The organism is Streptomyces sp. SAS_272, from assembly GCF_052543235.1.
On the sequence record NZ_JBMNDR010000049.1, the window covers coordinates 17,531 to 41,139 of the forward strand.

Below are 23,609 nucleotides of genomic sequence, written 5' to 3' on the forward strand. Positions count from 1 at the left end.
GCTCACGACTGCTCCAGGTAACGGTGGACGAGCATCACGGCCATGGCTCCCTCTCCGACGGCGGACGCGACGCGTTTGGCGGACTCGGCGCGCGCGTCGCCCGCCACGAACACGCCGGGAATGTTGGTCTCCAGGTGGTACGGCGGCCGGTCCAGCTCCCAGTCCGCCGGGGGCCGCCCGTCCGGCGTGAGGTCGGGGCCGGCGAGGATGAACCCGCGCTCGTCGCGCAGCACCGCGCCGTCCAGCCAGCCGGTCAGCGGGGCCGCGCCGATGAACACGAACAGCCACTGCGCGTCGACGAGTTCGCTCTGACCGGTGGCGACGTCCCGCAGCGTCAGCTGCTCCAGGCGCCCCTCCCCGTGCGCGCTCTCGACGACCGTCCCGGCGCGCACCGAGATGTTGGGCGCCTCCTCGATCTGCTGGATCAGGTAGTGCGACATCGACGCCGTCAGGGACTCCCCGCGCACCAGCAGGGTCACGGACTTGGCGCCCCGCGACAGGTACATCGCCGCCTGCCCGGCCGAGTTGGCGCCGCCCACGATGTAGACGTCGTGCCCCTGGCAGGAGGCCGCCTCCGTGAGCGCGGACCCGTAGAACACCCCGCAGCCGGTCAGTTCGTCGCAGCCCGGGGCGGCCAGCTGCCGGTAGGACACGCCCGTCGCGAGGATCACGCTGTGCGCGGCCACCGCGGAGCCGTCCGAGAAGCGCACCACCCGGGCGGACCCGTTGATCTCGAGCCCGGTCACCTCGCGCGCGGTGAGGATCTCCGCGCCGAACTTGGCGGCCTGACGGCGTGCCCGCTCGGTGAGCTGTCCTCCGGAGACCCCGTCCGGGAAGCCCAGGTAGTTCTCGATGCGGGAGCTCTGCCCGGCCTGTCCGCCGGTCGCCGACCGCTCCACGAGCACCGTCCGCAGCCCCTCGGAGGCCCCGTACACGGCCGCGCCGAGCCCGGCCGGGCCGCCGCCGATCACCACGAGGTCGTAGAACTCGGCCGTCGGCGTGGTCGCCAGGCCCACCTGGGCGGCCAGCTCGGGCACGTCCGGCTCGACCAGGGGGGTGCCCTCCGCGGTGACCACGAGCGGCAGCCGCTGCCCGTCCACGCCGGCCGCGGCCAGCAGCCGCTGCCCCTCGGGCTCGTCGGCGGAGTACCAGCGGTAAGGCACCTGATTGCGGGCCAGGAACTCCCGCACCTGCGAGGACCGCGCCGACCAGCGGTGCCCGACGACCTTCGTGGCGGGCACGGGCCGGTGGTCGCTGGCCCGCCAGGCGTCCAGCAGATCGTCCAGGACGGGGTAGAGCTTCTCCTCCGGCGGGTCCCACGGCTTCAGCAGGTAGTGGTCGAGGTCGACGACGTTGATCGCGTCGATCGCCGCACTCGTGTCGGCGTAGGCGGTCAGCAGGACCCGCCGGGCGCCCGGGTACACGTCCAGCGCCTGTTCGAGGAACTCGATGCCGTTCATCTGCGGCATCCGGTAGTCGGCCAGGATCACCGCCACCAGGTCGCCGCGCAGCTTCAGCTCGCGCAGCGCCTCCAGCGCGGACTCCCCGGACTCGGCGCGCACGATCCGGTACGAGGCCCCGTAGCGGCGCCTCAGGTCACGGGCGACGGCACGGGACACCCCCGGGTCGTCGTCCACGGTCAGGATGACGGTCCGCGCCGAATCGGCGGCCTGTGCCATGCGTCTCCCACCCCGAGAGGGTCGTCGGTCGTCACGGCACGGCGAAGCCCGCGCCGGCTTCGCCCATCGTATGTTCGATCGCCGGGGTTCGCTCGGAGTTGTCGGCGGGCCGTGCACTGGCGGCACAGTGCCGGGCGCGCACGGTCAAGACGTCCGCCGCTCTCCCAGCACGCAGAACTCGTTGCCCTCCGGGTCGGCCAGCACCACCCACGGCTGCTCGCCCTGGCCGATGTCCACGTGCCGGGCGCCCAGCGAGACCAGACGGGCGACCTCGGCGTCCCGGTCGTCCGGCCGGAAGTCCAGGTGGAGCCGGTTCTTGGCCGTCTTCGCATCCGGCGTCCGGCCGAACAGCAGGCCCGGCAGCCGGTCCGGCTCCGGTCGGATCTCGTACTCGTCGGGCGACTCGTCGACCACGACCCACCCGAGGGCCGCCGCCCACCAGCGCCCGAGCGCCACCGGATCGGCCGAGTCGACGATCACTTGCTCCCACTCCAAAGCCATGCCCGCAGCGTAGTGAAGACTGGGGCCGACGGATGTGATCACGACACGAGGAGGCGGCGGGATGACGGGCCCGATCACGGCAGGGGTCGACGGGACGGACGAGAGCCTCGCGGCGCTCGCCTGGGCGGCCCGCGAGGCCGTCCGGCGCGACCTGGAGCTGCGGGTGGTGCACGCCTGGCGGTTCCAGCCGAACGCGGCGCAGGACGTGGCCGGCCGGGACGCGCAGGAACGCTGGGTGCGCGACGCGGCCGAGCGGAGCGTCGCGGAGATCGCCGAGCGGCACCCCGCACTGACGGTCGCCACCGACGTGCGTGAGGGCGCCCCGGTCGAGACGCTGGTCGCGGCGGCCGCGGAGGGGGAACTGCTGGTGCTCGGCTCCCGCGGGCACGGGCCGGTCGTCGGCTTCCTGCTGGGCTCGGTGGGTCAGCAGGTGATCGCCGAGGCGGAAAGCCCGGTGGTGCTGGTACGGGCGGGCGACCGCGCCTCGGCCGAGGCCGGCGGTCAGGAGATCGTGGTCGGCCAGCAGGGCGACCCGCAGGACAGCGCCGCCGCGCTGCGTTTCGCGTTCGAGACGGCCGCGGCCCGGGGCGCGGCCGTGCGCGCCGTGCGGGCCTGGACGCTGCCGCCCGTCTTCGCCTACAGCCCCGGCTCGCTCCGGCTCGCCGACGAGGCCGGCGGTCTGGAGCCGTACGAGAAGAATGCGCTGGCCGCGGCCCTGGAACCGTGGCGGGAGCGGTTCCCGGACGTGCCCGTGGTGGAGCACGTGGAGATGGGCAGCGCCGGGCAGGTGCTGCTCTCGGTGTCCGGCCGGGCGCAGCTGATGGTGGTCGGCAGAAGGGCCCACCGCACGGCCGTGGGCGCCCGGATCGGCTCGGTGGCGCACGGAGTCCTGCACCACGCGGACTGCCCGGTCGCCGTCGTGCCGCAGGGCTGACTCACTCCGGGAGCGTCGGTTCCAGGGTCTCGCGTGCCTTGGGCAGGATGTTCCTGACGTAGTCGGCGACCACCGCGTCGAGCCCGATGTCGTGCTGCGCGCGCTCCGAGAGGTACCAGCGGTGCTCCAGGAGCTCGTGGTAGATCTCCGCCGGGTCCATGGAGCCGCGCAGTTCGAGGGGGACCTCGCGCACGGTGGGCCGGAACACGTCCCGCACCCAGCGGTGCGCCAGCACCTCCGGGCGGGCCGCGAGGGGGTCGCCCGGGGCGTAGTCGTCCTGGGTGGCCATCCAGCTCTCGAGGTCGCTGAGCAGCCGCCGGGCCTGGTTCTCCTCGGTGTCCAGGCCGGTCAGGCGCAGCAGCTGGCGCTGATGGTGGCCGGCGTCCACGACCTTCGGCACGAAGGCCACCGAGTCGCCGTTGGAGGAGTGCTCGATCTGCATCTCGGCGACGTCGAAGCCGAGCTCGTTGAGCCGGCGGATGCGGCGCTCGATGTAGTGGTACTTGCCCGCCGGGTACACCGAGGTGCGGGTCAGCTCGTCCCACAGCGCCCCGTAGCGGCCGCAGATCTCGGTGCCGAACTCGATCGGGTCCACGGACGGGTGCAGCGCCCCCGACGCCTCCAGGTCGAGCAGCTCGCCGCTGATGTTGACCCGGGCGAGGTCGAGGTCGTAGTCGCGCTGGCCGGGGCTGAGCTGCGGGTGCAGGTCGCCGGTCTCGGCGTCCACGAGGTAGGCGGCGTAGGCGCCCGCGTCCCGCCGGAACAGGGTGTTGGACAGCGAGCAGTCGCCCCACGCGAAACCGGCCAGGTGGAGCCGCACCAGCAGCGCGGCGAGGGCGTCCATCAGCCGGTGCATGGTCGCCGGGCGCATCGTGGTCTCGAACATCGAGCGGTACGGGAGCGAACCGCCCAGATGGCGGGTGACCAGCACCGGCTCCAGGGAGCCTCCGCCCGGGTCGGTGCGGCCGGTGACCACGGCCAGCGGGTCGACGGAGGGGATGCCGAGCCGGTCCAGGTCGCGCAGCAGCTCGTACTCGCGCAGCGCGGGCCGTTCGGCGAGCTCCTTGACGGCGATGACCTCGTCGCCTGCCCGGGCGTAGCGCACCACGTGGCGGGAGATGCCGCGCGGCAGCGGGACGAGGACCTCCTCGGGCCACTCCTCCAGGGGCAGGTGCCAGGGCAGCTCCAGCAGGAGTGCCGGGTGCTCCGGGTTGGTGGCGCTGATCTGCAAAGCCATGGCCTGACCCTAGACGGCGCGTTCGCGGGCGAGCTCGGCCGCCGCCCGTACGGACCCCTGGTGCAGCGGGCCGTGCCCGGGCAGCAGCCGGTCGGCCGCCAGGCCGCCGATCACGTCCAGCGATTCGACCGCACGGGCCCGCTCGTGGTGGAACATGTCCGGCAGGAGCTGCGGCCCCTTCACCCGTGAGGTCGCGTGGCCGCTGACCAGCGCGTCGCCGGAGACGACGATCCCCGCCTGCGGCAGGTGGTACACGGTGTGGCCGTCGGTGTGTCCCGGGGTGTGCACGGGGACCGGCCGGCCGGGCAGGTCGAGCGGGCCGTCGGCCACCGGGAACGCCTCGGGTGCGCCGACCGGGTGCTGTTCGGCGCCGCCGGAGCGCACCACGTGCACCAGCCACGGCACGACGCCGGGCCGCCAGGCGTTGCGCAGGATCGCCCCGACGCTCACCTGCTGGAGGAAATCCCGGCGGGCGTGCGGGACTTCGGCCTCGTGCAGATAGACCGGGACGCCGTACACCGAGCGCAGGTGCTCGGCGGAGCCCAGGTGGTCGTTGTGGGCGTGGGTGATCAGCACGGCGGTGAGCGCCTCGGGCGAACCGCCCACCGACGCCAGGGAGTCGAGGACCTGCTCGCGGTCGCCCGGGTAGCCGGTGTCGATCAGGGTGAAGGCGTCCCCCTCGGCGAGGATCACCCAGTTGGTGTGCGAGCCGTGCACCAGGTAGGTGCCGTCCGCCACTTGCCGTACGTCTGCCCGCATGGCCGTCCCCGTGTCCTGGAGGTTCGTGCTCGACGGGGACAGCAAAGCAGATCACCGGACGGATGCGGACGCCGGGGTTCCGAGCCGGTCGCACCCGTGCGGCGGTCGCTCGCCCTCGGTCGGCGCTCCGCTCGCGCGCCCGGCGTCATCGCACCCCGCGCGGGCGGAACTGGACGCTGATGCGCGGCCCCGCGGCGCGGCCGGACTTGGGGACGCAGTGCTCCCAGGTCCGCTGGCAGGAGCCGCCCATCACGATCAGGTCGCCGTGGCCGAGCGGGCGCCGCACGGTCCCGCCTCCGCGCGCGGGACGCAGCAGCAGGTCGCGCGGGGAGCCCACGGAGAGGATGGCGACCATCGTGTCCTGGTCGGCGCCGCGGCCGATCCGGTCGCCGTGCCAGGCGACGCTGTCCCGGCCGTCGCGGTAGTGGCACAGGCCGGCGGTGACGAACGGCTCGCCCAGTTCCGTGGCGTAGTGCGAGGACAGCGCCCGGCGGGCCTCCTCCAGCACCGGATGGGGCAGCGCGTCGTGCTCCGCGTAGAACGCCAGCAGGCGCGGGACGGCGACGACGTTGTCGTACATCCGGCGCTGCTCGGCGCGCCACGGGACCTCGGCCGCCAGGTGTTCGAACAGGACGTCCGAGCCGGTGAGCCAGCCCGGGAGCACGTCGATCCAGGCGCCCGCGCCGAGCACGGTGCGGCGCAGCCCGTCGAGGGGACCGAGGCGCAGCTCGTCGGTCTGGTCGAAGAGGGAGCCCTGGAGGTGGTGCGCGGTCATGGTCCCAGCGTACGCCTTAATCGAAAATATGTTCGTGACAGGGTGCCCGGGGTGGAGGACGAGGTCGATCGGCGACTGTGACCGGGCGGGACATGTCACTCGGGCGAGGTATCTGTCACTGGCCGAGGAGGGTGCTCTGCTGGGCTCTGAGCCGGGACACGCTGGCTGGGACCTGTCACGAGAGGTGGAACCAGTGCGGCCGGCGCCGACCAGGGCATCGGGCCGTCGGCGCGCCGGCCCGGGGAGGTCTGCCCAGGGCGCCCCGGTGCGGGCGCGGAACAGCACGCCGTTGACGATCCGCCGGTGGTCGGCCCACTGCCCGCCAGGGCGGCCGGTGGCCGGCAGCAACGGCCTGACGGTTGCCCACTGCGCATCGGTCAGTTCGCGTCGTCGCACCCTGCTGGACACCTGCCCGGTGAATCCCGTGATCCACCGGGCGGTTCAAGAGCCATGAGAAGCGCCCTCGCCGATCGGCCCGGCCCCGGTCGCCGCGACGGACAGCCGCCAGAGCCGTGCGGCCGAAGCCGGGTCGACGGCGTACCCGCGGACCCAGCCGTCGTCCATCGGCCCGTCCTCGTCGGTGACCCGCGCCACCTCGCAGTCCTCCAGGTAGAGCCCGCCGCGGCCGGCGAGGAGCGGGGAGGTCGCCGCCCACAGACCGGTGGCGGCGCCCTGCGACGGGGTCTTGAAGCCCTCGCCGATCACAGCGCCCTGCTCGTCCACCCAGCCCAGGTCGACCTGTTCACGACGAGTCAGCTCCCGCTGGAGTTCGGTGATGATGCTTCCCGGGTGGAGGGCGAATGCCCGGACGCCGTCGCCGCGGCCGAGGGCGTCGAGGTGGACGGCGAACAGGACGTTGGCGGTCTTGGCCTGGCCGTACGCTTGCCAGCGGTCGTAGCCGGTGCGGAAGTGCGGGTCGTGCCAGCGGAAGTCGGTGATCCCGTGACCGCCGGAGCTGTAGACGACGACGCGGGCGCCGTGTGCGTCACGCAGGAGCGGGTACAGCTCGCACACCAAGGCGAAGTGCCCGAAGTGATTGGCGGTCAGCTGGTACTCCCAACCGGGCCCGACGCGCCGCTCCGGGGTGGCCATCACCCCGGCGACGGCCATGAAGAAGTCGAGCCGGTCGGCGACCTCCCGGATACGCGCGGCGGCGGAGCGGACGCTGCCGAGGTCCGCGAGGTCCACGGGGACGATTTCGCAGGGGTCGCCGGGGAGTCCGGCGAGCGCCTCCCGGGCGGACTCGGGTCGGCGCGCCGGGACGATGACCCGGGCCCCGGCGGCCGCCAGGGCCCGCGCGGTCTCCAGGCCGAGGCCGGAGTAGCCGCCGGTGACGACGGCGGTCCTGCCGGAGAGGTCGACCCCGGCCATGACCTCCTCAGCGGTGGAGGCCGCGGAGAACGGGGAGTTGATCGGATGCTGCGCGGTGGCGGTCTCAGTGCTCATGTCGAGGACGCTACGAGCTGGAGAAGGGTCTAGATCAAGCCCTAGGGTGTCCGCATGGCGACGACCGAGTCCTTCACCGAAACGCTCGGCATCGGCGAGGTCGCCGACCGCACCGGCCTGAGCGTCCACGCCCTGCGCTTCTACGAGCGCGAGGGCCTGCTGGTGGGCCCGGTCCACCGCACTGCGGGCGGTCGCCGCCGCTACAGCCCCACCGACGTCGACTGGTTGGGGATCTGCGTCCGGCTGCGGGAGTCCGGGATGCCCCTCGCCGAACTGAAGCGGTTCGCAGAACTGGTCCGGCAGGGTCCGGGCAACGAGCCGGAGCGGCTGCGGCTCCTCGACGCCCACCAACGCCGCGTCGAGGGCCAGATCCGCGCCCTTGAGGAGTGCCGCTCCATCATCGCTCGGAAGGTCGGCGTCTACGCCGAGCACGTCGCCCGCGGTACGGCCGCCGGACTGTGGGACCCGACGGCTGCCGCGGACTAGGTTGTTTCTGGTCGGCGGCTGGTGCCCGGGCGCCAGCGGCGTGCTGGTGGGCCCGGCTGGAGGCGGCGTCGATGTTCACCGCCCAAGGGCCGTCACAGACGCCCTGGGCTCACCTCCCTGTCCGTGCCGGCCGACCCTCGCATGCACTTCTTGAGCGACCGGCTCAGGCCGGGTGCCGTACGAACGGCGAAGGTCGCCGGGTTCGACGGAGCGGACGGAACGTGGAGACCGTCGGCATGCACCGATCCCCACGATCGAGTGGGTGACAACCGGACCTGGCTCGCCCGGTCACCCGACCCCTTTCGATACGTCGATGTATCGGATACATTCATGTATCGAACGGAGGTGCGGTCATGGTGGCGCAGCAGACGACGGGGCGCGTCACCCGGCGCCGCGTCCGCACCCGCGCCAACCTGCTCGACGCCGCCTTCGCCGTCTTCGCCGCCAAGGGCTTCGGCCGGGTCTCCATCGAGGAGGTCTGCGAGGCCGCCGGGTACAGCAGAGGCGCCTTCTACTCCAACTTCGGCAGCCTCGACGAACTGTTCTTCGCCCTCTACCAGGAACGTGCGGACGTCATCGCCCGGCAGGTCGCCGACTCCCTCGCCGGCGACGGGCCAGACCTCGACGTGCCGGCCTCCGTGGACCGCGTCACCGAGGTGCTCCTCCTCGACCTGGACTGGCTGCTGGTCAAGACCGACTTCCTGGTGCATGCCGCCCGTGACCCGGCCGTCGCGCAGACCCTGCTCGAACACCGGGCCCGACTGCGCCGCGCTATCGCCGACCGGCTGTCCCGGGCCCGCGGCCACACGCCGCTGCCCGCCGTGCTCGGCGACGCCGACTGCGCCGCCCGCGCGGTGGTCGCCGCCTACGACGGCGTCACCGCCCAACTGCTGCTGGACAAGGACGTGAACAGCGCCCGTGCCTGGCTCAAGCAACTGCTCACCGCGCTGCTGACCGACGGCAGCGGACAGCACGCCTGACAACCACGCACACCATCTCAGACACACTCAGACGGTTTCAGACAGACACGGACAGAAGGGCAACGGTCGCCATGGACGCGGACGTCATCGTCGTCGGAGCGGGCCTCGCCGGCCTGGTCGCGGCGCACGAACTCACCAGCAGAGGCCGGCGGGTCGCCCTGGTCGACCAGGAGAACGCCGCCAACCTCGGCGGCCAGGCGTTCTGGTCCTTCGGCGGCCTCTTCCTCGTCGACTCCCCGGAGCAGCGCCGCCTCGGCATCAAGGACTCCTTCGACCTCGCCTGGAGCGACTGGCAGGGCAGCGCGCAGTTCGACCGGACCGAGGACGAGGACTCCTGGGCGGTGCGCTGGGCGCGCGCCTACGTGGAGTGGGCGGCGGGGGAGAAGCGCAGCTGGCTCGCCGGGCACGGGATCTCCTTCGTGCCGACCGTCGGCTGGGCCGAACGCGGCGACCTGCGCGCGGACGGGCACGGCAACTCCGTGCCCCGTTTCCACGTCGCGTGGGGGACCGGCACCGGCGTCGTCGATCCGTTCGTACGCCATGCCAAGCAGGCCGCCCGGGACGGACTGCTGACCTTCTACCACCGTCACCGCGTGGACGGACTGGTCATGGAGGAGGGCGCCGCCCGCGGCGTGCGCGGCACGGTCCTCGCCCCCGACGACTCCGCGCGCGGCGTCGCCTCCAGCCGCGACCCGATCGGCGAGTTCGAGCTGACCGCCCGGGCCGTGGTCGTCACCAGCGGCGGCATCGGCGCCGACCACGACATCGTGCGGCGCTACTGGCCCGAGCGGCTCGGCACGCCCCCCGCCGAGATGGTGACCGGCGTGCCCGCCTATGTCGACGGCCGGATGCTCGACATCAGCGCCGAGGCCGGCGTCCGGCTGGTCAACCGCGACCGCATGTGGCACTACACCGAAGGCATACAGAACTGGGACCCCATCTGGCCCGGCCACGGCATCCGCATCCTGCCCGGCCCGTCCTCCCTGTGGTTCGACGCACTCGGCCGCCGGCTGCCCGACCCGTGCCTGCCCGGCTACGACACCCTCGGCACGCTCAAGTACCTGCGCACGACCGAGGACATCGCCGGCCACGACCACTCCTGGTTCATCCTCACCCGCAAGATCGTGGAGAAGGAGTTCGCGCTGTCGGGCTCCGAGCAGAACCCCGACATCACCGCCAAGGACCGCCGGGCCGTGCTGCGCGACCGGCTGCTCGGCAAGGGCGCCCCGGCGCCGGTGCAGGCGTTCCTCGACCACGGCGCGGACTTCGTGATCGCCGACACCCTCGACGAGCTCGTCGAGAAGATGAACGCCCTCACCGGGAAGCCGTTGCTCGACGTGGACGGACTGCGTCGGCAGATCGAGGCACGTGACCTGCAGATGGCCAACCCCTACAGCAAGGACGCCCAGGTCCAGGGCATCCGCAACGCCCGCCGCTACATCGGCGACCGGCTCGGCCGCGTCGCCACCCCGCACCGCGTCCTCGACCCCGAGGCCGGGCCGCTGATCGCCGTCAAGCTGCACGTCCTCACCCGCAAGACGCTCGGCGGCATCCAGACCGACCTCGACTCACGCGCCCTGGGCGCCGACGGGCAGCCGGTCGAGGGCCTGTACGCGGCAGGGGAGGTGGCCGGCTTCGGCGGCGGCGGCGTCCACGGCTACAACGCCCTCGAAGGCACCTTCCTCGGCGGCTGCCTCTTCTCCGGGCGGGCGGCCGGGCGGGCGGCGGCGAAGCAGACCGGCTGACCTCAGGGCCGGTCCGCCGTCAACAGGCGGACCAGCACCGCCGTGTGGCTCTGCTCGGGGGACTTCGCGGCGGTGAGCAGCGTCACCGGGCCCCTCGTCGTCAACTCGCGTACGTGATCGAGGAGTTCGGACGCCTCGGGCTCGGTGAGCTCCGCCTCGTACCGGCGGGCGAACTCCTCGTGGGAGCCTTCGCCCGCGTGGTACCAGCGGCGCAGTTCCGTGGACGGCGTGAGGCCCTTGGGCCACTCGTCGACGCGAGCCGCCTCCTTGGACACCCCGCGCGGCCACAGCCGGTCGACCAGCACCCGCACACCGTCCTGCGGCTCGGGCGGGTCGTAGACGCGACGTACGCGGACCTTCATTCTGGCCGTCCCAGGGTTGGCGGATCGTCTCGATCGTAGTCCCGGGACGTCCGAGGGCACCGCTCGGCTTGACCTGAATGAGGGGGAACACCGCGGCGTCCGGTCCTAGTCTGAGGACGTTTGATCACAGGCCACCCCCCAGGAGCGCACGTGACACACCCCCGCAGACGCACCACCGCCCTGCTGCGCCGCGAAGCCGTCGCCGCCACCGTCCCCGTCGCCGTGGCCGCGCTGCTCGCGGCGGCCGGCCCCGCCGCCGCGGCCGGCCCGACGGGCACGGCAGGCGTCGGCGACCCCTACTTCCCGCTCGCCGGCAACGGCGGCTATCACGTGGCCCACTACGACCTGAGCCTCCGTTACGACCCCGGCAGCCGCCACCTCGACGGCAAGGCGGTCCTCACCGCCCGCGCCACCCAGCGCCTGACCCGCTTCGATCTCGACTTCCAGGGGCTGAACGTCACCGGCCTGACGGTCGATCACGTCAAGGCCGCGTACCGCCGCCAGGGCCAGGAACTCGTCGTCACCCCCAAGCGCGCGCTGCGCAAGGGCGAGCGCTTCCGGATCACCGTCACCTACCGAGGCACCCCCGGCCCGGTGACCGACCCCGACGGGTCCCTGGACGGCTGGATCCCCACCGACGACGGCGCCTTCGTCGCCGGCGAGCCGCAGGGCGCCATGACCTGGTTCCCGGCGAACAACCACCCCCTCGACAAGTCCTCCTACGACTTCGCCATCACCGTCCCCGCCGGCCGCGCGGCCGTCGCCAACGGCGTCCTGGTCGGCCGGCGCACCGCGCACGGGAGGACCACCTACCGCTGGCGGCAGAAGGAGCCCATGGCCGCCTACCTCGCCACCGCGACCGTCGGGAAGTTCCAGGTCGAGCAGTACACCACCCGCGACGGACTCGAGGTCTACAACGCCGTCGACCCGCACGAGGCCGCGGCCGCCGCGCCGGTGCTGAAGAAACTGCCCTCCGTGCTGGAGTGGGAGAGCCGGCTGTTCGGGCCCTATCCGTTCCGCGCCGCCGGGGCGATCGTCGACCACGCCCCGAACGTCGGCTACGCCCTGGAGACCCAGACCAGGCCGGTGTACGACCGGGTGCCCTCCCTGAGCACCCTCGTCCACGAGAGCGCCCACCAGTGGTACGGCGACTCCGTCTCCCTCACCTCCTGGAAGGACATCTGGCTCAACGAGGGCTTCGCCACCTACGCCGAGTGGCTCTACGCCGAGCAGCACGGCGGCGACAGCGCCCAGAAGGCCTTCGACGACCTGTACGCCCTCCCGGCCACCGACGGACTGTGGGCCTTCCCGCCCGGCGACCCCGGCAGCGGCGCGAACATCTTCGGCACCCCGGTCTACGCCCGCGGCGCCATGACCCTGCACGTCCTGCGCACCACGGTCGGGGACCGCGCCTTCTTCCGCATCCTGCGTGGCTGGGCTGCCGCGCACCGCAACGGCAACGGCACCACGGCCCAGTTCGAACGCCTCGCGGAACGGACGTCCGGCAAGGACCTCGGCCCCCTGTTCCGGACCTGGCTGTACGGCCGGGGCAAGCCCGCAAGGCCGTAGCCGGCGAACAGGTCCCGCAACCTGACGAGTTCCACACACCTGTCGGCGAGAGTCGACCCATGATCGCCAACCCGCTCCGGCGGCCCCTGCCCCGCCCCGGTGCCGTACTGCTCGCCGCGTCCCTGCTGCTCACCGGGTGCGGCGGCACCGCGTCCTCCGACGGAGCCGGGGCCGACGGCGCGCCCGCCGCTCCCGCCGCGGCGAGCGCCGCGCCGAGCACCCCCGCACCCGCGGCCGCCGCCCGGACCGTGCCGCAGCGGATACCGGGCCTCGGGCCGAGGACCTGGTCCCAGGTGCCGGGCGACGCACGGCAGGCGGTCGTGGTGACCGGCGCCGGGAAGAACTCCCCGCTCTCCACCGTCGTCCTCTACCGGCGCACCGCGACCGGCTGGCAGGCCGGCGAGCGCTGGCCGGCGCACAACGCCCTGCGCGGCTGGAGCGACCACCACATGGGCGGCGACCTGCGCTCGCCCATCGGCGTATACGGCCTCACCGACGCCGGCGGCCTGCTGCCCGACCCCGGCACGAAACTCCCCTACGACCACGGCAGGGGTTTCCGCTCGCCCGGCACCGGATTCGAGGGCGAGTCGCTGGAAGGCTCCTTCGACTACGTCGTCGCCATCGACTACAACCGCACGCCCGGTGTCTCCCCGCTCGACTGGACCCGCCCGCTCGGCGCGGGTCGCGGCGGCGGGATCTGGTTCCACGTCGACCACGGCGGCCCCACCCACGGATGCGTGAGCATCGCCGAGCGCCACATGAGGGAACTGCTGCGCACCCTCGACCCCGCCCTGCACCCCGTGACCGTCATGGGCGACCATGCCTCTCTGGCACGCTGAAGAGGGGGCAGTCGCGTGTGCGCTCATGTACTGGTGGCCGAGGACGACGCGATGCAGGCCGAGCTCATCCGCCGCTCGCTGCTCGCGGAGGGCCACACCGCCACCGTCGTGCACGACGGCTCGGCCGCACTGGAGGCGGTGCGGCGGGACCGGCCGGACCTCGTCGTCCTCGACCTCATGCTGCCGGTCGTCGACGGGTTCGGGGTGTGCCGGGTGCTGCGGCAGGACGACGACGACATCCCGGTGCTGATGCTGACCGCCCGCGCCGCCGAGGACGACCTCCTGCTCGGCCTCGAACTCGGCGCCGACGACTACATGACCAAGCCGTACAGCCCACGCGAGCTGATGGCCCGCATCCGCACCGTCCTGCGGCGCAGCGGTCGGGCCGGCGCCGACCGACGGGACGGACCGGTCGTGCGGGCCGCGGGGCTCGCCGTCGACCCGGAGCGGCACGAGGTGCGTTGCGAGGGCGAGCCGGTGGAATGCACACCGGCCGAGTTCCAGATCCTGCTGGCGATGACCGCCGAACCCGAACGGGTCTTCTCCCGGCGGCAGTTGCTCCAGTGCACCCGCGGGTTCGACCGCTCCTCCACCGAACGCGCCGTCGACGTGCACATCATGAACCTGCGTCGCAAGATCGAGGCCGACCCGCGCAAGCCCGTGCGGCTGCTCACCGTGTTCGGCGTCGGCTACAAGCTGAGCGGCGGCCGGCCGTGAACCGCGCCCGGATACCGCTGCGCAAACGCCTGCTCGTCCGGCTGCTGAGCGCCTCCGTCCTCATCGCCGTGTGCTCGGTGGCCGCGACCGCCTGGCTGGCGGTGACCACCACCACCCGCGCACTGCGGGAGGAACAGGGCCAGGCGCTCGCCGACGACATGGACATCCTCGCCCGGCTCAGCGGCTACGCGGCCACCCACCCCGAGTGGACCGGCGTCCAGGACACGGTGCGTGAGCTGTCCGCGGTCACCGGCAGACGCATCGCCCTCACCACGACCGACCGCACCCCCCTCGCCGACTCGGCGCCACGGGGCACGTCCCTGCCGCCGCGCGCCGCCGCCACCGTCGACCCGCTGCGCACCGACACGTACACCGAGCGCGGCGCCCAGCTCAACGGCACCGACCCGCGGGCGGTGGGCCCCTATCGCCTCACCTCCGGAGAACGCGCCGAGCTCGACGCCGCCGCCCACGCACGGCAGGCGTGCTTCGCCCGGTACGACATCGAGAAGACCGTGACCCGGACCCCGAGCGGCCGCCCGGTGCTCGAGGACGCCGACGGCACGACCTCGTCCGGCTATGTGCCCGACGAATGCGCGGACGGCCGGCTCAACACCCCGATGCCCACCGAGGAGAAGGCGCTGACCACGCTCCAGGGGCTCGCGGCCGGCTGCCTGACCCGCGCGGGCCTCGATCCCGGGACGCCGCTGTTCCTCGGCCTGGGCACGCCCGGCGCCGGCGGCCGGGACGCGACCCCCGGGCCCGTCTTCGGCAAGGCGCGCGGCGCCAAGGCGATGCGGGCGGGGCAGACCTGCCTCGAGGAAAGCCGCCGAGTCCAGCTCGACCCGTACGTGGCACCGGTCGCCGAACTGTTCCTGGGAGGCGGGAACACCGGCGCCCAGCCCCGCTGGGACATGTCGCCGGCCAACAAGGCGAAGGTCGTCGGTGCGGCCGGGCTGGTGCTGGCCGTCACCGTCGCGGTGAGCGCCCTGGTCGCCACCCGTCTCGTCCGCCCCCTGCGGGCCCTGACGGAGGCCGCGCAGCAGCCGCCGGACCGACACGCACGGGTTCCCGTCACGACGCGGGACGAGACCGGCATCCTCGCGGAGGCGTTCAACGACCTGGCCGAACGCAGGGAACGGCTGGAGGCGCAGCGCAAGGCCTTCGTCGCGGACGTCGCCCACGAACTGCGCAGCCCGCTCACCAACATCCGGGGCTGGCTGGAGGTCACCCGCGACGGTCTCGTCGAACCCGACGCCGAACTGCTCGGCGCGCTGCACGAGGAGGCACTGGTCCTGCAGCGGGTCATCGACGACCTGCGCGATCTCGCCGCCGCCGACGCCGGGACCCTCCTCCTGCACCGTGAACCGGTGTCCGCCGACGATCTGCTCGCCCAGGTCGCCGCCGCGCACCGGGTGGCCGCCGACACCGCCGGGGTCGCTCTGCGCACCGAGACCGACGACGCCGTCTGGCTGGACGCCGACCCGGTGCGGCTGCGGCAGGTCCTCGGCAACCTCGTGACCAACGCCGTGCGCCACACCCCGGCGGACGGCACGGTCACACTGACCGCCCGCGGGGAAGGCGACCGGGTCGTGATGGAGGTCGCCGACACCGGCACGGGCATCGCCCCCGGGGATCTGCCGCACGTCTTCGAGCGGTTCTGGCGGGCGGAGAAGTCGCGGAGCCGGCGCACCGGCGGCAGCGGGCTGGGTCTGCCGATCGTCCGCCAGCTGACGGACGCCCACGGGGGCACGGTCGCGGCGGCCAGCATCCCCGGCGAGGGCAGCGTGTTCACCCTGCGGCTTCCCGCCGCACCGCCGCCGGGAGACGGCTGAGTCCTCAAGGCCCGGCCGCTCGGACCGCGTTCGCGGTCACGAACTGCGCCGTGCCTTGAGGCGCCGCTTGAGGGCGCGGCGTTCCGTCTCGCTCGTGCCGCCCCACACTCCGAGCGTCTGATCCGTCTCCATGGCCCACTCCAGGCACGCCTCCTGCACGGGGCAGCGCCGGCAGACCGACTTCGCCTGCTCCTCCTGCATCAGTGCCGGGCCCGAGGTTCCGATCGGGAAGAAGAGGTCCGGGTCCTCGCGGCGGCACGCGGCGTGCTGTCGCCAGTCGTCCATCGAAGTCACCTGCGATCTCGTCGTCTGTGTCTTGCCGGATGGGTTGCTCACGTTCGGGTCACCGGCGAGACGGAAGTGAAACAGGGCGCGCCCCGAAAGGCGTTCACTGTTCCCGTAGCCCCCACGGCGAGCCGTACTCCGTCAGCAGGTCGAGGAACGGGCGGGCCGGGAACGCCTCGGGCCCGAGGACGCCCGCACCCGACCAGGCGCCCGTCGCGAGCAGTTCGAGGGCGACGACCGGGTTGACCGCCGTCTGCCACACCACGGCCTGGCTGCCGTACTCGGCCATCGACCACTGGTTGTCGACCACGTGGTACAGGTACACCTCGCGGGGCGCCCCGCCCTTGACGCCGCGCACCCAGGTGCCCGCGCAGGTCTTGCCGTGCATGAGCTCGCCCAGCGTCGCGGGATCGGGCAGACAGGCGGCGACCACGTCCCGGGGCGAGACGTGAACCGGTCCCTGCGCGCTCGGCACCGGCACCGGCGTGGTGCCGTCCAGTCCCAGGCGGTGCAGCGTCCTGAGCGTCTCGACGAACTCCGCGCCGAGGCCGTACTTGAAGGTGACCCGGTCCGCCTTCACCCAGCGCGGTACGAGCAGCACCTCCTCGTGCTCCACGTTGACGCACTCCACCGGCCCGATGCCCTCGGGGAAGTCGAACATCTCGGGCTCGCTGAAGGGCGCGGTGGTGAACCAGCCGCGGTCGGCCTCGTAGACGACCGGCGGGTTCAGGCACTCCTCGATCGTGGTCCAGATGCTGAAGGAGGGGGCGAAGTCGTAGCCCTCGACGGTGAGGTTCGCGCCGTCGCGGATGCCGATCTCCTCGATCTCGTCGAAGAGCTCGTCCGCGGCGTACCGGGCGAAGACGTCCGAGAGGCCCGGCTCGACGCCCATGCCGACCAGTGCCAGGGCGCCGGCGGCGGCCCAGTCGTCGGCCTCGGCGAACTGGGCGTCGCCGAGCTTGACGCCGCATTCCTGGTGCGGCCGTTCCGGGTGCGGGCGGGACAGCGACATCGCCATGTCGACGTAGGTGGCGCCGGCCGTGCGTGCCGCGCCGAAGAGCGGCATCACGAACCGCGGGTCCGTGGCGTTCAGCAGGACGTCGCAGCGGTGACGGGCGAGCAGGGCGGCCACGGCCGCCTCGTCGGCGGCGTCGATCCGCTCGGCGACGAACCGGCGGTCGCCGTCCAGAGCGGCGACGGCGGCCGCGGCACGGGCGGGGTCGTAGTCGGCGACCACCATCGCCTCGAAGAACGGACGGCGGGCGGCGATGCGGGTGACGGCGGTGCCCACACCGCCGGCGCCAACGAGCAGGACGCGCATGAGAAGAACTCCCTCGGCTCAACCTGAGAACGACGTGTGCGAAGCGGGGCCCAGCACCGATACAACGCCTGGGGCTCGCGTAAGGTCAATGGCGTTGGCATAAGGATGAAGCCCGGGGTCGAGGGCACGACGGCGACAGGCCGGAGGGAGCGTGCGGGACGTATGGCCAAGCAGGTCGTGCCCGAGGAGAAGCGACGCAGACGCCGGCCCACCAGGAGCGGCACGGTGCTGTCCGAGCGGCTGATCGTCGAGGCGGCGCTGCGGCTGCTGCGCGAGCACGGCAGCGCCGGACTGACCGCCCGCCGCCTCGGCCTCGCCCTCGACTGCGATCCCAGCACCCTCTACCGGTACTTCCGGGGCATGGACGAACTCACCCTGGCCATCGGCGACGCGCTCATCGGCGAGGCGCTGCGCGGCTGGCGGCGGACGGGGGAGTGGCGGGCCGATCTGCACGCCGTCGGCGTGCGCATCCACGCCGCCTATGTCGCGCATCCGCAGGCCGCCCAGCTCACCGCGAGCCGGGTGACCGGCCGGGCCAACGAACTCGCCGCCGACGAGGCCGTGCTGGACGTGCTGCGCACGGCCGGCTTCCCGCTGCCGGAGACCGTGCGGATCTACCACGCCTTCATCGACCAGACCCTGGCCTTCGCCGCCCTGGACGCCGCGGCCCTGGCGTTGCCGCGGGCCGCGCAGCGCGCCGACGAGGGCATGTGGCGCTCGACCTACGCCCGTCTGCCCGCCGAGACCCACCCGCGGATCGCCGAGGCGGCCGCGTTGCTGTCGACCCGCATGGTGACGAGCGCCTACCCGACGGCACTCGAGATGCTGCTGGACAGCGCGCAGACCCGGCTGGCGGCCCTGCACGAGAACCGTTCCGCCGCACCCTGAGGGCCCGCCGTACCGTCGGGCCTGCCGCGTCCGAGGGGCCGACGCCCCATGGGCGGCGGCCCGCCCAAGGATTGGCCCGGCCGGCCACCCGTGCCCGGCCCGCCACCCTTGCGAGGCCGGCTTCTCCTGCGCCGCCCGTCGGCCGCCGGCTAGCGCTGTGGTGGGTCCCGGCGCGGAGGATGCAGGGCCTCGGCCGCCGTCGCCGCCACCGCGTCCGAGACCGCGGCCAGCGCGGGCGAGTCGAGCCGCCACCGCTGCCAGTACAGGGGGACGTCGAGGGGCCTGCGCGGGGCGAGGGAGAGCAGTCGGCCGGCCCGCAGCGGCGCCTCGGCCTGTGCTTCGGGGACCATGCCCCAGCCGAAGCCCGCGACGACCGATGTCACGAAGCCCTCCGAGGTCGGCACGGCGTGGCGCAGGGCGCTCGCGCCGCCCGCCCCACGGCGCAGACCGCGCACGAAGGCGTCCTGGAGGTCGTCGCTGCGGTCCAGCGTCATCACGGGCGCCCGGGGGAGGGTCTCGCGAAGCGGGCCCTCGGCGAGATGGCGGGCCGCGAACTCCGGGCTCGCGGCGGCCAGATAGCGCATCGTGCCCAGTGCGCGCACGGAGCAGCCCGTCACCGCGTCGGGCGACGAGGTCACCGCCGCCATCACCAGTCCCTCGCGCAGCAGTTCCGCCGTGCGCGTCTCGTCCTCGCGGTGGAGTTCGAAACAGAGCGGCGGCTCCTGCGGCACCCGGGAAAGGGCGGGCAGGAACCAGGTGGCGAGGGAGTCGGCGTTCACCGCGACCGTCACCCGGGTGGGCTCGCCCTCCGCGCTCATGCCCAGCTCGGACCGCGTGTCGCGCTCCAGCCGGGCCAGTTGGCGGGCGAACCGCACGACGATCTCCCCGGACTCCGTCGCCCGCACCGGCTTGGTGCGCAGCAGCAGCACCCGGCCGGTGCGCTGCTCCAGGGCCTTGACCCGCTGACTGACCGCCGACGGCGTCACGTGCAGCGCGGCGGCGGCTGCGTCGAAGGTGCCCTCGTCCACCACGGCGAGCAGTGTCCGTACCTGGTCGAGGGGCAGGTCCGTCATCACGTCGTCGTCATCACGTCGTCATCACGGGAACTAATGATACGTAAGAATCTTTAGCTGTACGCGGAGATTTCGCTTCCCTAGCGTGGACGGCATGTCCCACGCCCTCGCCGCCGCGACCGCCGGGTTCGGCACCGGTCTCTCGCTCATCGTCGCCATCGGAGCCCAGAACGCCTTCGTCCTGCGCCAGGGGATCCGACGGGAGGCCGTCGTCGCCGTCGTCGGGATCTGCGCCCTCTCGGACGCCCTGCTCATCGCGCTCGGCGTGGGCGGGGTGGGCGCGTTGGTGACCGCCTGGCCGGGCGTGCTGACCGCGGTCGCCTGGATCGGCGGCCTGTTCCTGCTCGGATACGGGGCGCTGGCGGCCCGGCGGGTGTTCCGGCCGTCGGGCGCGCTGGTGACCGGGGGCGACCCGGTGGGCTCCCGCCGGCGTGCGGTCCTCACCTGCCTGGCGATGACCTGGCTCAACCCGCACGTCTACCTCGACACCGTGTTCCTGCTCGGTTCCGTCGCCGCCGACCGCGGCCCGCTGCGCTGGACCTTCGGCCTCGGCGCCGCGCTCGCCAGCGTGTGCTGGTTCGCCGCACTGGGCTTCGGGGCCCGGCTGCTCGGCCGCTTCCTGTCCCGGCCCTCGGCCTGGCGCGTCCTGGACGGCCTGGTCGCCGCCACGATGATCGTCCTCGGCGTGACGCTCGTCGCGGGGGCCTGAGCCGCCCGTAACCCCGCGCCGGGGCGGACCCGCGCAGGCCGGCCGAGGGGCGCGGACGGTGGGCAGTCGGACGAGGGCCCTCGTCCGACTGTCGAGATCTTCTGTCCGAAGGGCGGCGGAACTCGCGTAGGTGCTGGGATAGTGACCCCGGACCAGAAAGATGTACCGAGCAACCAGGAATCGCGTGGACACGAGCGAGAGCAGCGCCGCACCCGAGGCCGAGGAGGCCGACCCGAGCCCACGGGGCGGTGCCCGGCGCGGCTGGCGACGCTGGACGATGGACACCCGGCCGCTGCGCCGACCGGCCTACCGGCGGCTGTGGTCCTCCACCGTCGTCACGGCGGTGGGCAGTCAGCTCACCGCCGTCGCCGTGCCCAAGCAGATCTACGACCTCACCGGATCCTCCGCCTGGGTCGGTTACGCGAGCCTGGCCGGACTGGCGCCGATGGTGCTGTTCGCACTGTGGGGCGGCGCGGTCGCCGACACCGTCGACCGGCGCAAGCTGCTGCTGGTCACCAACGGCGGCATCGCCGTCACGTCGGTGCTGTTCTGGCTCCAGGCGGCGGCGGGCCTCGGCTCGGTGGCCGTGCTGATGGTGCTGCTCGCCACCCAGCAGGCGTTCTTCGGCCTGAACGCGCCGGCCCGCAACGCCTCCATCGCCCGGCTGGTCCCGGCCGGCGAACTGGCAGCCGCCAACGCCCTCGGGTCGACCGTCATGCAGACCGGTCTGGTCGCGGGCCCGCTGCTGGCCGGTGCGCTGATCCCCGTCATCGGCCTGCCGGAGCTGTACCTCCTCGACGCCGTCGCGCTCTGCGTCACCCTGTGGGCCGTGGTCCGTCTGCCCGCGCTGCCGCCGACGGCGACCGCGACGGTCCGGCGCGCGGGCATCCGGGAGATCGCGGAGGGTTTCCGCTACATCGCCCGGCACAAGGTGCTGCTGCTGTCCTTCCTCGCCGACGTCATCGCCATGGTCTTCGGCATGCCCCGCGCCCTGTTCCCGCAGCTCGCCGCCGAGACCTTCGCCCGCTACGGCGAGGGCCTCGCCCTGGGCCTGCTGTTCGCGGCGATCCCCATCGGAGCGGTGGCGGGCGGACTGCTGTCCGGCACCTTCTCCCGGGCGCGACGGCACGGCTGGATGGTCATCGGGGCGGTGGTCGCGTGGGGCGCGGCGATCGCCTGTTTCGGGCTCAGCGGCAGTCTGTGGCTCGCCGTGCTGTTCCTGGCCTGCGCGGGTGTCGCCGACATGGTCTCCATGGTGTTCCGCGGGGCGATCCTGCTGTCCGCGGCCACCGACGAGATGCGCGGCCGTATGCAGGGAGTGTTCACGGTGGTGGTGGCGGGCGGCCCGCGCCTGGCCGACGTTCTGCACGGCACCGCGGGGGCCGCCTTCGGGCCCCGCGCGGCCGTGACGGGCGGGGGACTGCTGGTGGTCGTGGCGATGCTGGGCCTGGCGGCGGCGGTCCCCGCACTGCGCCGCTACCGCATCTGACCCGGGGCCCGGGCGCGGGTCGCCACGAGGGTGCGGCGGACGCCGGGTGAGGGCCCGAAGACGCGGGTGGCTCGCGGAGGCCGGTCGGTCGTGGACGCCGGCCTGCCGCTCCATCGCCGTCGGGCACATGCCGTCGCCGCGCTCGTCGGCGCCGGGCGCTACAGCACTCCGCGCCGGTGCGTCCCGTACTGCTCCATGAGCTTGCCCCGGGTCATCTCCAGCCGGTGCGCGAGGATCTCGGCCACGATGCGCACCAGCGTCAGGCCGAGCGCGGGGTCCTCCTCGCAGAGCTTGAGCACCGGCTGCGCCTCGAACTCGTAGGCGCGCACGGGGCTGAACGCCTCCGCGCCGAAGTCCCACCGGTACGGCGGGAACAGCCACGACCATCCCAGCAGGTCGCCGGAGCCGAGGCCGGCCACGGTCACCCGGCGCAGCGAGGTCACCTGCTGGACGAGCGAGACCGCGCCGGAGCGCAGGATCCAGAAGCGGTCGGCCGTGCCCCCCGCCTCGAAGATCCGGGCGTCCTCCGGGAAGGAGACCTCACGGGCCAGGGCCATCAGGCGCTGGCGCTGGGGCGGAGGGAGGGCGGTCAGCAACTTGGTCGCTCTGGTCATGGCGCGGGCCTCTCGCCGGCGATCGACTGGGGTGCTTGCCTTCTCCCATTTCAGCCGCTCGGGACGCCCGGGGCACCTCGGCGGACGGAACTTTCCGCGTGCGGGCAGAGAAAAGCCCTGGCTGGACGGGGGAAGCCAGCCAGGGCGGTACAGGCGTGGGGCGCGGAGGAGAAGTGAGTCGACCCCGACCACCACGTGTGTATGAACGGTAAACCATTCGCAGGTATTTGGCACACCAAAAACCCGGTTGCGTGACCTGTTTCACCTCATCTGCCGTCCGGAGGGCCTCACTTGACGTAGTCCGGGCACTGGTCCGCACTGATGCCGGCCGGGTCAGGGCCCCTCCGCCGAGCGGCCCGGGGTCACGATTTCGTCCAGCACCCTGAGGACGGCCTCGTAGGCGATCCCCCGCGTGCGGGCGTCGCGCGCCGCGTTCGCAGCGTCGGCGTCGGCGTCCGCGAGATCCGCGTCGCGGGCCCGCCAGGCCCGCACCTCCTCCTGTGCGCAGGTCCTGGCCCGCTGGATGCGGCGCAGCAGTTCGTCCGAGTCCACGACATCCATCATGTACGCCGTCTACCCCGGCAGAGGTGGACGATTGCTCCCCGGCCGGGAGGTTTGGCCGTGGGCGGGGCGGCCAGCCGGAGAGAAGAGGGACCGCGCGACGCGGTCCGGCGCAGGCTGGACCCGGCCAGGGGAGCGAAGGGATGCGTAGAAACGACTCCACTGATTCCGTGGACACGCCGGGCGACCCGTCCCGGTGCGGGGAGCACGAGCGATGCCGACCCGCCGACGTCCGCAACGCCGTGCGGCGGGCGGTGGCCGGCCGATGCGGGGCCACCGGACGCCCGTACGACGAGGAAGGCCTCTGCGACGCGCTGCTCGTCGCCTCGGAGCTCTCCACCAACGCCATCCTCCACGGGGGCGGCATGACGGGATTCGACGTCGAACTGGACGGCCGGACCGTGCTGGTCTCCGTCAGCGATCGCAGCGACCGGCTGCCCGTCGCCGTCGATCCGTACGACGAACACGGACGGCGCCGTGCGGGCGGCCGCGGCTGGCCGATCGTCTGCGGGCTGGCGCACGACGTCCGGGTGGCCGGTCTTCCCTCCGGCGGTAAGCGCGTCACCGCCGTCGTGCCGGTGTTCTGACCCGTGCGCCGGGCCTCTGCGGGCACGCCCCGGAAATTCCGTGAGCGGGTTTCGGGCAAGCGGAGTTTGCGCCCCCGGGGGCAGGGCAGAAGGAGGTTCGTGCTTCGGACCGGAGGCGCGCCGTCGGGAGCGGTATGTCCGCCCCGGGGCGCCCCGTGCGCCCCGGGTGGCAGGAGCCCTCTCGTCGTCTGTCCCTGAAATGACCGTTCAGGAGCGAATCC

At 73.2% G+C, this 23,609-nt stretch carries 24 protein-coding genes and 1 pseudogene; 12 read left to right on the forward strand and 13 right to left on the reverse strand.

Annotated elements, in window-relative coordinates; genetic code table 11:
• Positions 1-2: 2 nt before the first annotated feature.
• Both ACN6LD_RS25455 and ACN6LD_RS25460 read right to left on the reverse strand, forming a co-directional pair.
• Positions 3-1,679: an FAD-dependent oxidoreductase gene (locus ACN6LD_RS25455; protein WP_445044365.1), complete on the reverse strand. Its 1,677-nt coding sequence runs from the start codon at positions 1,677-1,679 to the stop codon at positions 3-5.
• 144 nt (positions 1,680-1,823) lie between these two features.
• Positions 1,824-2,180, reverse strand: a complete 357-nt coding sequence (locus ACN6LD_RS25460; protein ID WP_445044366.1) for a VOC family protein — start codon at positions 2,178-2,180, stop codon at positions 1,824-1,826.
• 61 nt (positions 2,181-2,241) lie between these two features.
• Here ACN6LD_RS25460 and ACN6LD_RS25465 point away from each other — a divergent pair, with 61 nt between their 5' ends.
• Entirely contained in the window at positions 2,242-3,114 is an 873-nt protein-coding gene (locus ACN6LD_RS25465) for a universal stress protein (RefSeq protein WP_445044367.1), read from the forward strand.
• A gap of 1 nt (position 3,115) precedes the next feature.
• Here ACN6LD_RS25465 and ACN6LD_RS25470 read toward each other — a convergent pair whose 3' ends face one another.
• The 5 genes and pseudogenes from ACN6LD_RS25470 to ACN6LD_RS25490 form a co-directional block, all read right to left on the reverse strand.
• Positions 3,116-4,351, reverse strand: coding sequence for a DUF4032 domain-containing protein (locus tag ACN6LD_RS25470; protein ID WP_319186973.1), 1,236 nt, complete (start codon positions 4,349-4,351; stop codon positions 3,116-3,118).
• A gap of 9 nt (positions 4,352-4,360) precedes the next feature.
• The gene (locus ACN6LD_RS25475; protein WP_319186974.1) at positions 4,361-5,110 is read right to left on the reverse strand and encodes an MBL fold metallo-hydrolase; all 750 of its coding nucleotides are present in this window, start codon (positions 5,108-5,110) and stop codon (positions 4,361-4,363) included.
• A 145-nt stretch (positions 5,111-5,255) separates the two neighbouring features.
• Entirely contained in the window at positions 5,256-5,885 is a 630-nt protein-coding gene (locus ACN6LD_RS25480; RefSeq protein ID WP_319186984.1) for an alpha-ketoglutarate-dependent dioxygenase AlkB, read from the reverse strand.
• Positions 5,886-6,134: 249 nt separating this feature from the next.
• Positions 6,135-6,293, reverse strand: a pseudogene (locus ACN6LD_RS25485) (transposase); the annotation flags it as partial.
• 33 nt (positions 6,294-6,326) lie between these two features.
• Entirely contained in the window at positions 6,327-7,331 is a 1,005-nt protein-coding gene (locus ACN6LD_RS25490) for an oxidoreductase (protein ID WP_319186975.1), read from the reverse strand.
• Between the two features lie 54 nt (positions 7,332-7,385).
• On the opposite strand from ACN6LD_RS25490, the gene ACN6LD_RS25495 reads away from it, so the two are divergent.
• The 3 genes from ACN6LD_RS25495 (at position 7,386) to ACN6LD_RS25505 (ending at position 10,542) form a co-directional block, all read left to right on the forward strand.
• Entirely contained in the window at positions 7,386-7,817 is a 432-nt protein-coding gene (locus tag ACN6LD_RS25495; protein ID WP_319186976.1) for a MerR family transcriptional regulator, read from the forward strand.
• A gap of 353 nt (positions 7,818-8,170) precedes the next feature.
• Entirely contained in the window at positions 8,171-8,797 is a 627-nt protein-coding gene (locus ACN6LD_RS25500; protein ID WP_319186977.1) for a TetR/AcrR family transcriptional regulator, read from the forward strand.
• 71 nt (positions 8,798-8,868) lie between these two features.
• On the forward strand, positions 8,869-10,542 hold the full coding sequence (locus tag ACN6LD_RS25505) for an FAD-binding dehydrogenase (protein WP_445044368.1): 1,674 nt from the start codon (positions 8,869-8,871) through the stop codon (positions 10,540-10,542).
• A 2-nt stretch (positions 10,543-10,544) separates the two neighbouring features.
• Here ACN6LD_RS25505 and ACN6LD_RS25510 read toward each other — a convergent pair whose 3' ends face one another.
• Positions 10,545-10,904, reverse strand: a complete 360-nt coding sequence (locus ACN6LD_RS25510) for a DUF488 domain-containing protein (RefSeq protein ID WP_445044369.1) — start codon at positions 10,902-10,904, stop codon at positions 10,545-10,547.
• Positions 10,905-11,054: 150 nt separating this feature from the next.
• Here ACN6LD_RS25510 and ACN6LD_RS25515 point away from each other — a divergent pair, with 150 nt between their 5' ends.
• Genes ACN6LD_RS25515 through ACN6LD_RS25530 form a run of 4 tightly spaced genes read left to right on the forward strand, consistent with a single transcriptional unit; the run spans position 11,055 to position 15,861 of the window.
• Positions 11,055-12,473, forward strand: coding sequence for a M1 family metallopeptidase (locus ACN6LD_RS25515; protein ID WP_445044370.1), 1,419 nt, complete (start codon positions 11,055-11,057; stop codon positions 12,471-12,473).
• Between the two features lie 59 nt (positions 12,474-12,532).
• Complete coding sequence (locus tag ACN6LD_RS25520) at positions 12,533-13,312, forward strand: L,D-transpeptidase family protein (RefSeq protein ID WP_445044371.1); 780 nt, start codon at positions 12,533-12,535, stop codon at positions 13,310-13,312.
• Between the two features lie 15 nt (positions 13,313-13,327).
• A complete protein-coding gene (locus ACN6LD_RS25525; protein ID WP_319195547.1) occupies positions 13,328-14,029 on the forward strand; it encodes a response regulator transcription factor in 702 nt (233 codons plus the stop codon).
• Positions 14,026-15,861 (forward strand): sensor histidine kinase, encoded by a 1,836-nt coding sequence (locus ACN6LD_RS25530; RefSeq protein ID WP_319195546.1) that lies wholly within the window; start codon positions 14,026-14,028, stop codon positions 15,859-15,861. Before ACN6LD_RS25525 ends, ACN6LD_RS25530 begins: the two co-directional genes overlap by 4 nt.
• 36 nt (positions 15,862-15,897) lie before the next feature.
• Here ACN6LD_RS25530 and ACN6LD_RS25535 read toward each other — a convergent pair whose 3' ends face one another.
• Both ACN6LD_RS25535 and ACN6LD_RS25540 read right to left on the reverse strand, forming a co-directional pair.
• Positions 15,898-16,146 (reverse strand): WhiB family transcriptional regulator, encoded by a 249-nt coding sequence (locus ACN6LD_RS25535; RefSeq protein WP_319195544.1) that lies wholly within the window; start codon positions 16,144-16,146, stop codon positions 15,898-15,900.
• A gap of 103 nt (positions 16,147-16,249) precedes the next feature.
• Entirely contained in the window at positions 16,250-17,467 is a 1,218-nt protein-coding gene (locus ACN6LD_RS25540) for a saccharopine dehydrogenase C-terminal domain-containing protein (RefSeq protein ID WP_445044372.1), read from the reverse strand.
• A 162-nt stretch (positions 17,468-17,629) separates the two neighbouring features.
• Between ACN6LD_RS25540 and ACN6LD_RS25545 the strand changes: the two genes are divergently transcribed.
• Positions 17,630-18,355 (forward strand): TetR/AcrR family transcriptional regulator, encoded by a 726-nt coding sequence (locus ACN6LD_RS25545; RefSeq protein WP_319195541.1) that lies wholly within the window; start codon positions 17,630-17,632, stop codon positions 18,353-18,355.
• A 149-nt stretch (positions 18,356-18,504) separates the two neighbouring features.
• Here the strand turns inward: ACN6LD_RS25545 and ACN6LD_RS25550 are convergent, their stop codons facing one another.
• Positions 18,505-19,428, reverse strand: coding sequence for a LysR family transcriptional regulator ArgP (locus ACN6LD_RS25550; RefSeq protein ID WP_319195539.1), 924 nt, complete (start codon positions 19,426-19,428; stop codon positions 18,505-18,507).
• Between the two features lie 94 nt (positions 19,429-19,522).
• Here ACN6LD_RS25550 and ACN6LD_RS25555 point away from each other — a divergent pair, with 94 nt between their 5' ends.
• Positions 19,523-20,137, forward strand: a complete 615-nt coding sequence (locus ACN6LD_RS25555) for a LysE/ArgO family amino acid transporter (RefSeq protein ID WP_319195538.1) — start codon at positions 19,523-19,525, stop codon at positions 20,135-20,137.
• 184 nt (positions 20,138-20,321) lie between these two features.
• Entirely contained in the window at positions 20,322-21,626 is a 1,305-nt protein-coding gene (locus ACN6LD_RS25560; RefSeq protein ID WP_445044373.1) for an MFS transporter, read from the forward strand.
• A gap of 158 nt (positions 21,627-21,784) precedes the next feature.
• Here the strand turns inward: ACN6LD_RS25560 and ACN6LD_RS25565 are convergent, their stop codons facing one another.
• Positions 21,785-22,240, reverse strand: a complete 456-nt coding sequence (locus tag ACN6LD_RS25565) for a cyclic nucleotide-binding domain-containing protein (protein ID WP_319165530.1) — start codon at positions 22,238-22,240, stop codon at positions 21,785-21,787.
• Between the two features lie 333 nt (positions 22,241-22,573).
• Positions 22,574-22,804 (reverse strand): hypothetical protein, encoded by a 231-nt coding sequence (locus ACN6LD_RS25570; RefSeq protein ID WP_319195535.1) that lies wholly within the window; start codon positions 22,802-22,804, stop codon positions 22,574-22,576.
• A gap of 140 nt (positions 22,805-22,944) precedes the next feature.
• Between ACN6LD_RS25570 and ACN6LD_RS25575 the strand changes: the two genes are divergently transcribed.
• Positions 22,945-23,388, forward strand: a complete 444-nt coding sequence (locus ACN6LD_RS25575) for an ATP-binding protein (RefSeq protein ID WP_445044374.1) — start codon at positions 22,945-22,947, stop codon at positions 23,386-23,388.
• The last annotated feature ends 221 nt before the right edge of the window (positions 23,389-23,609 follow it).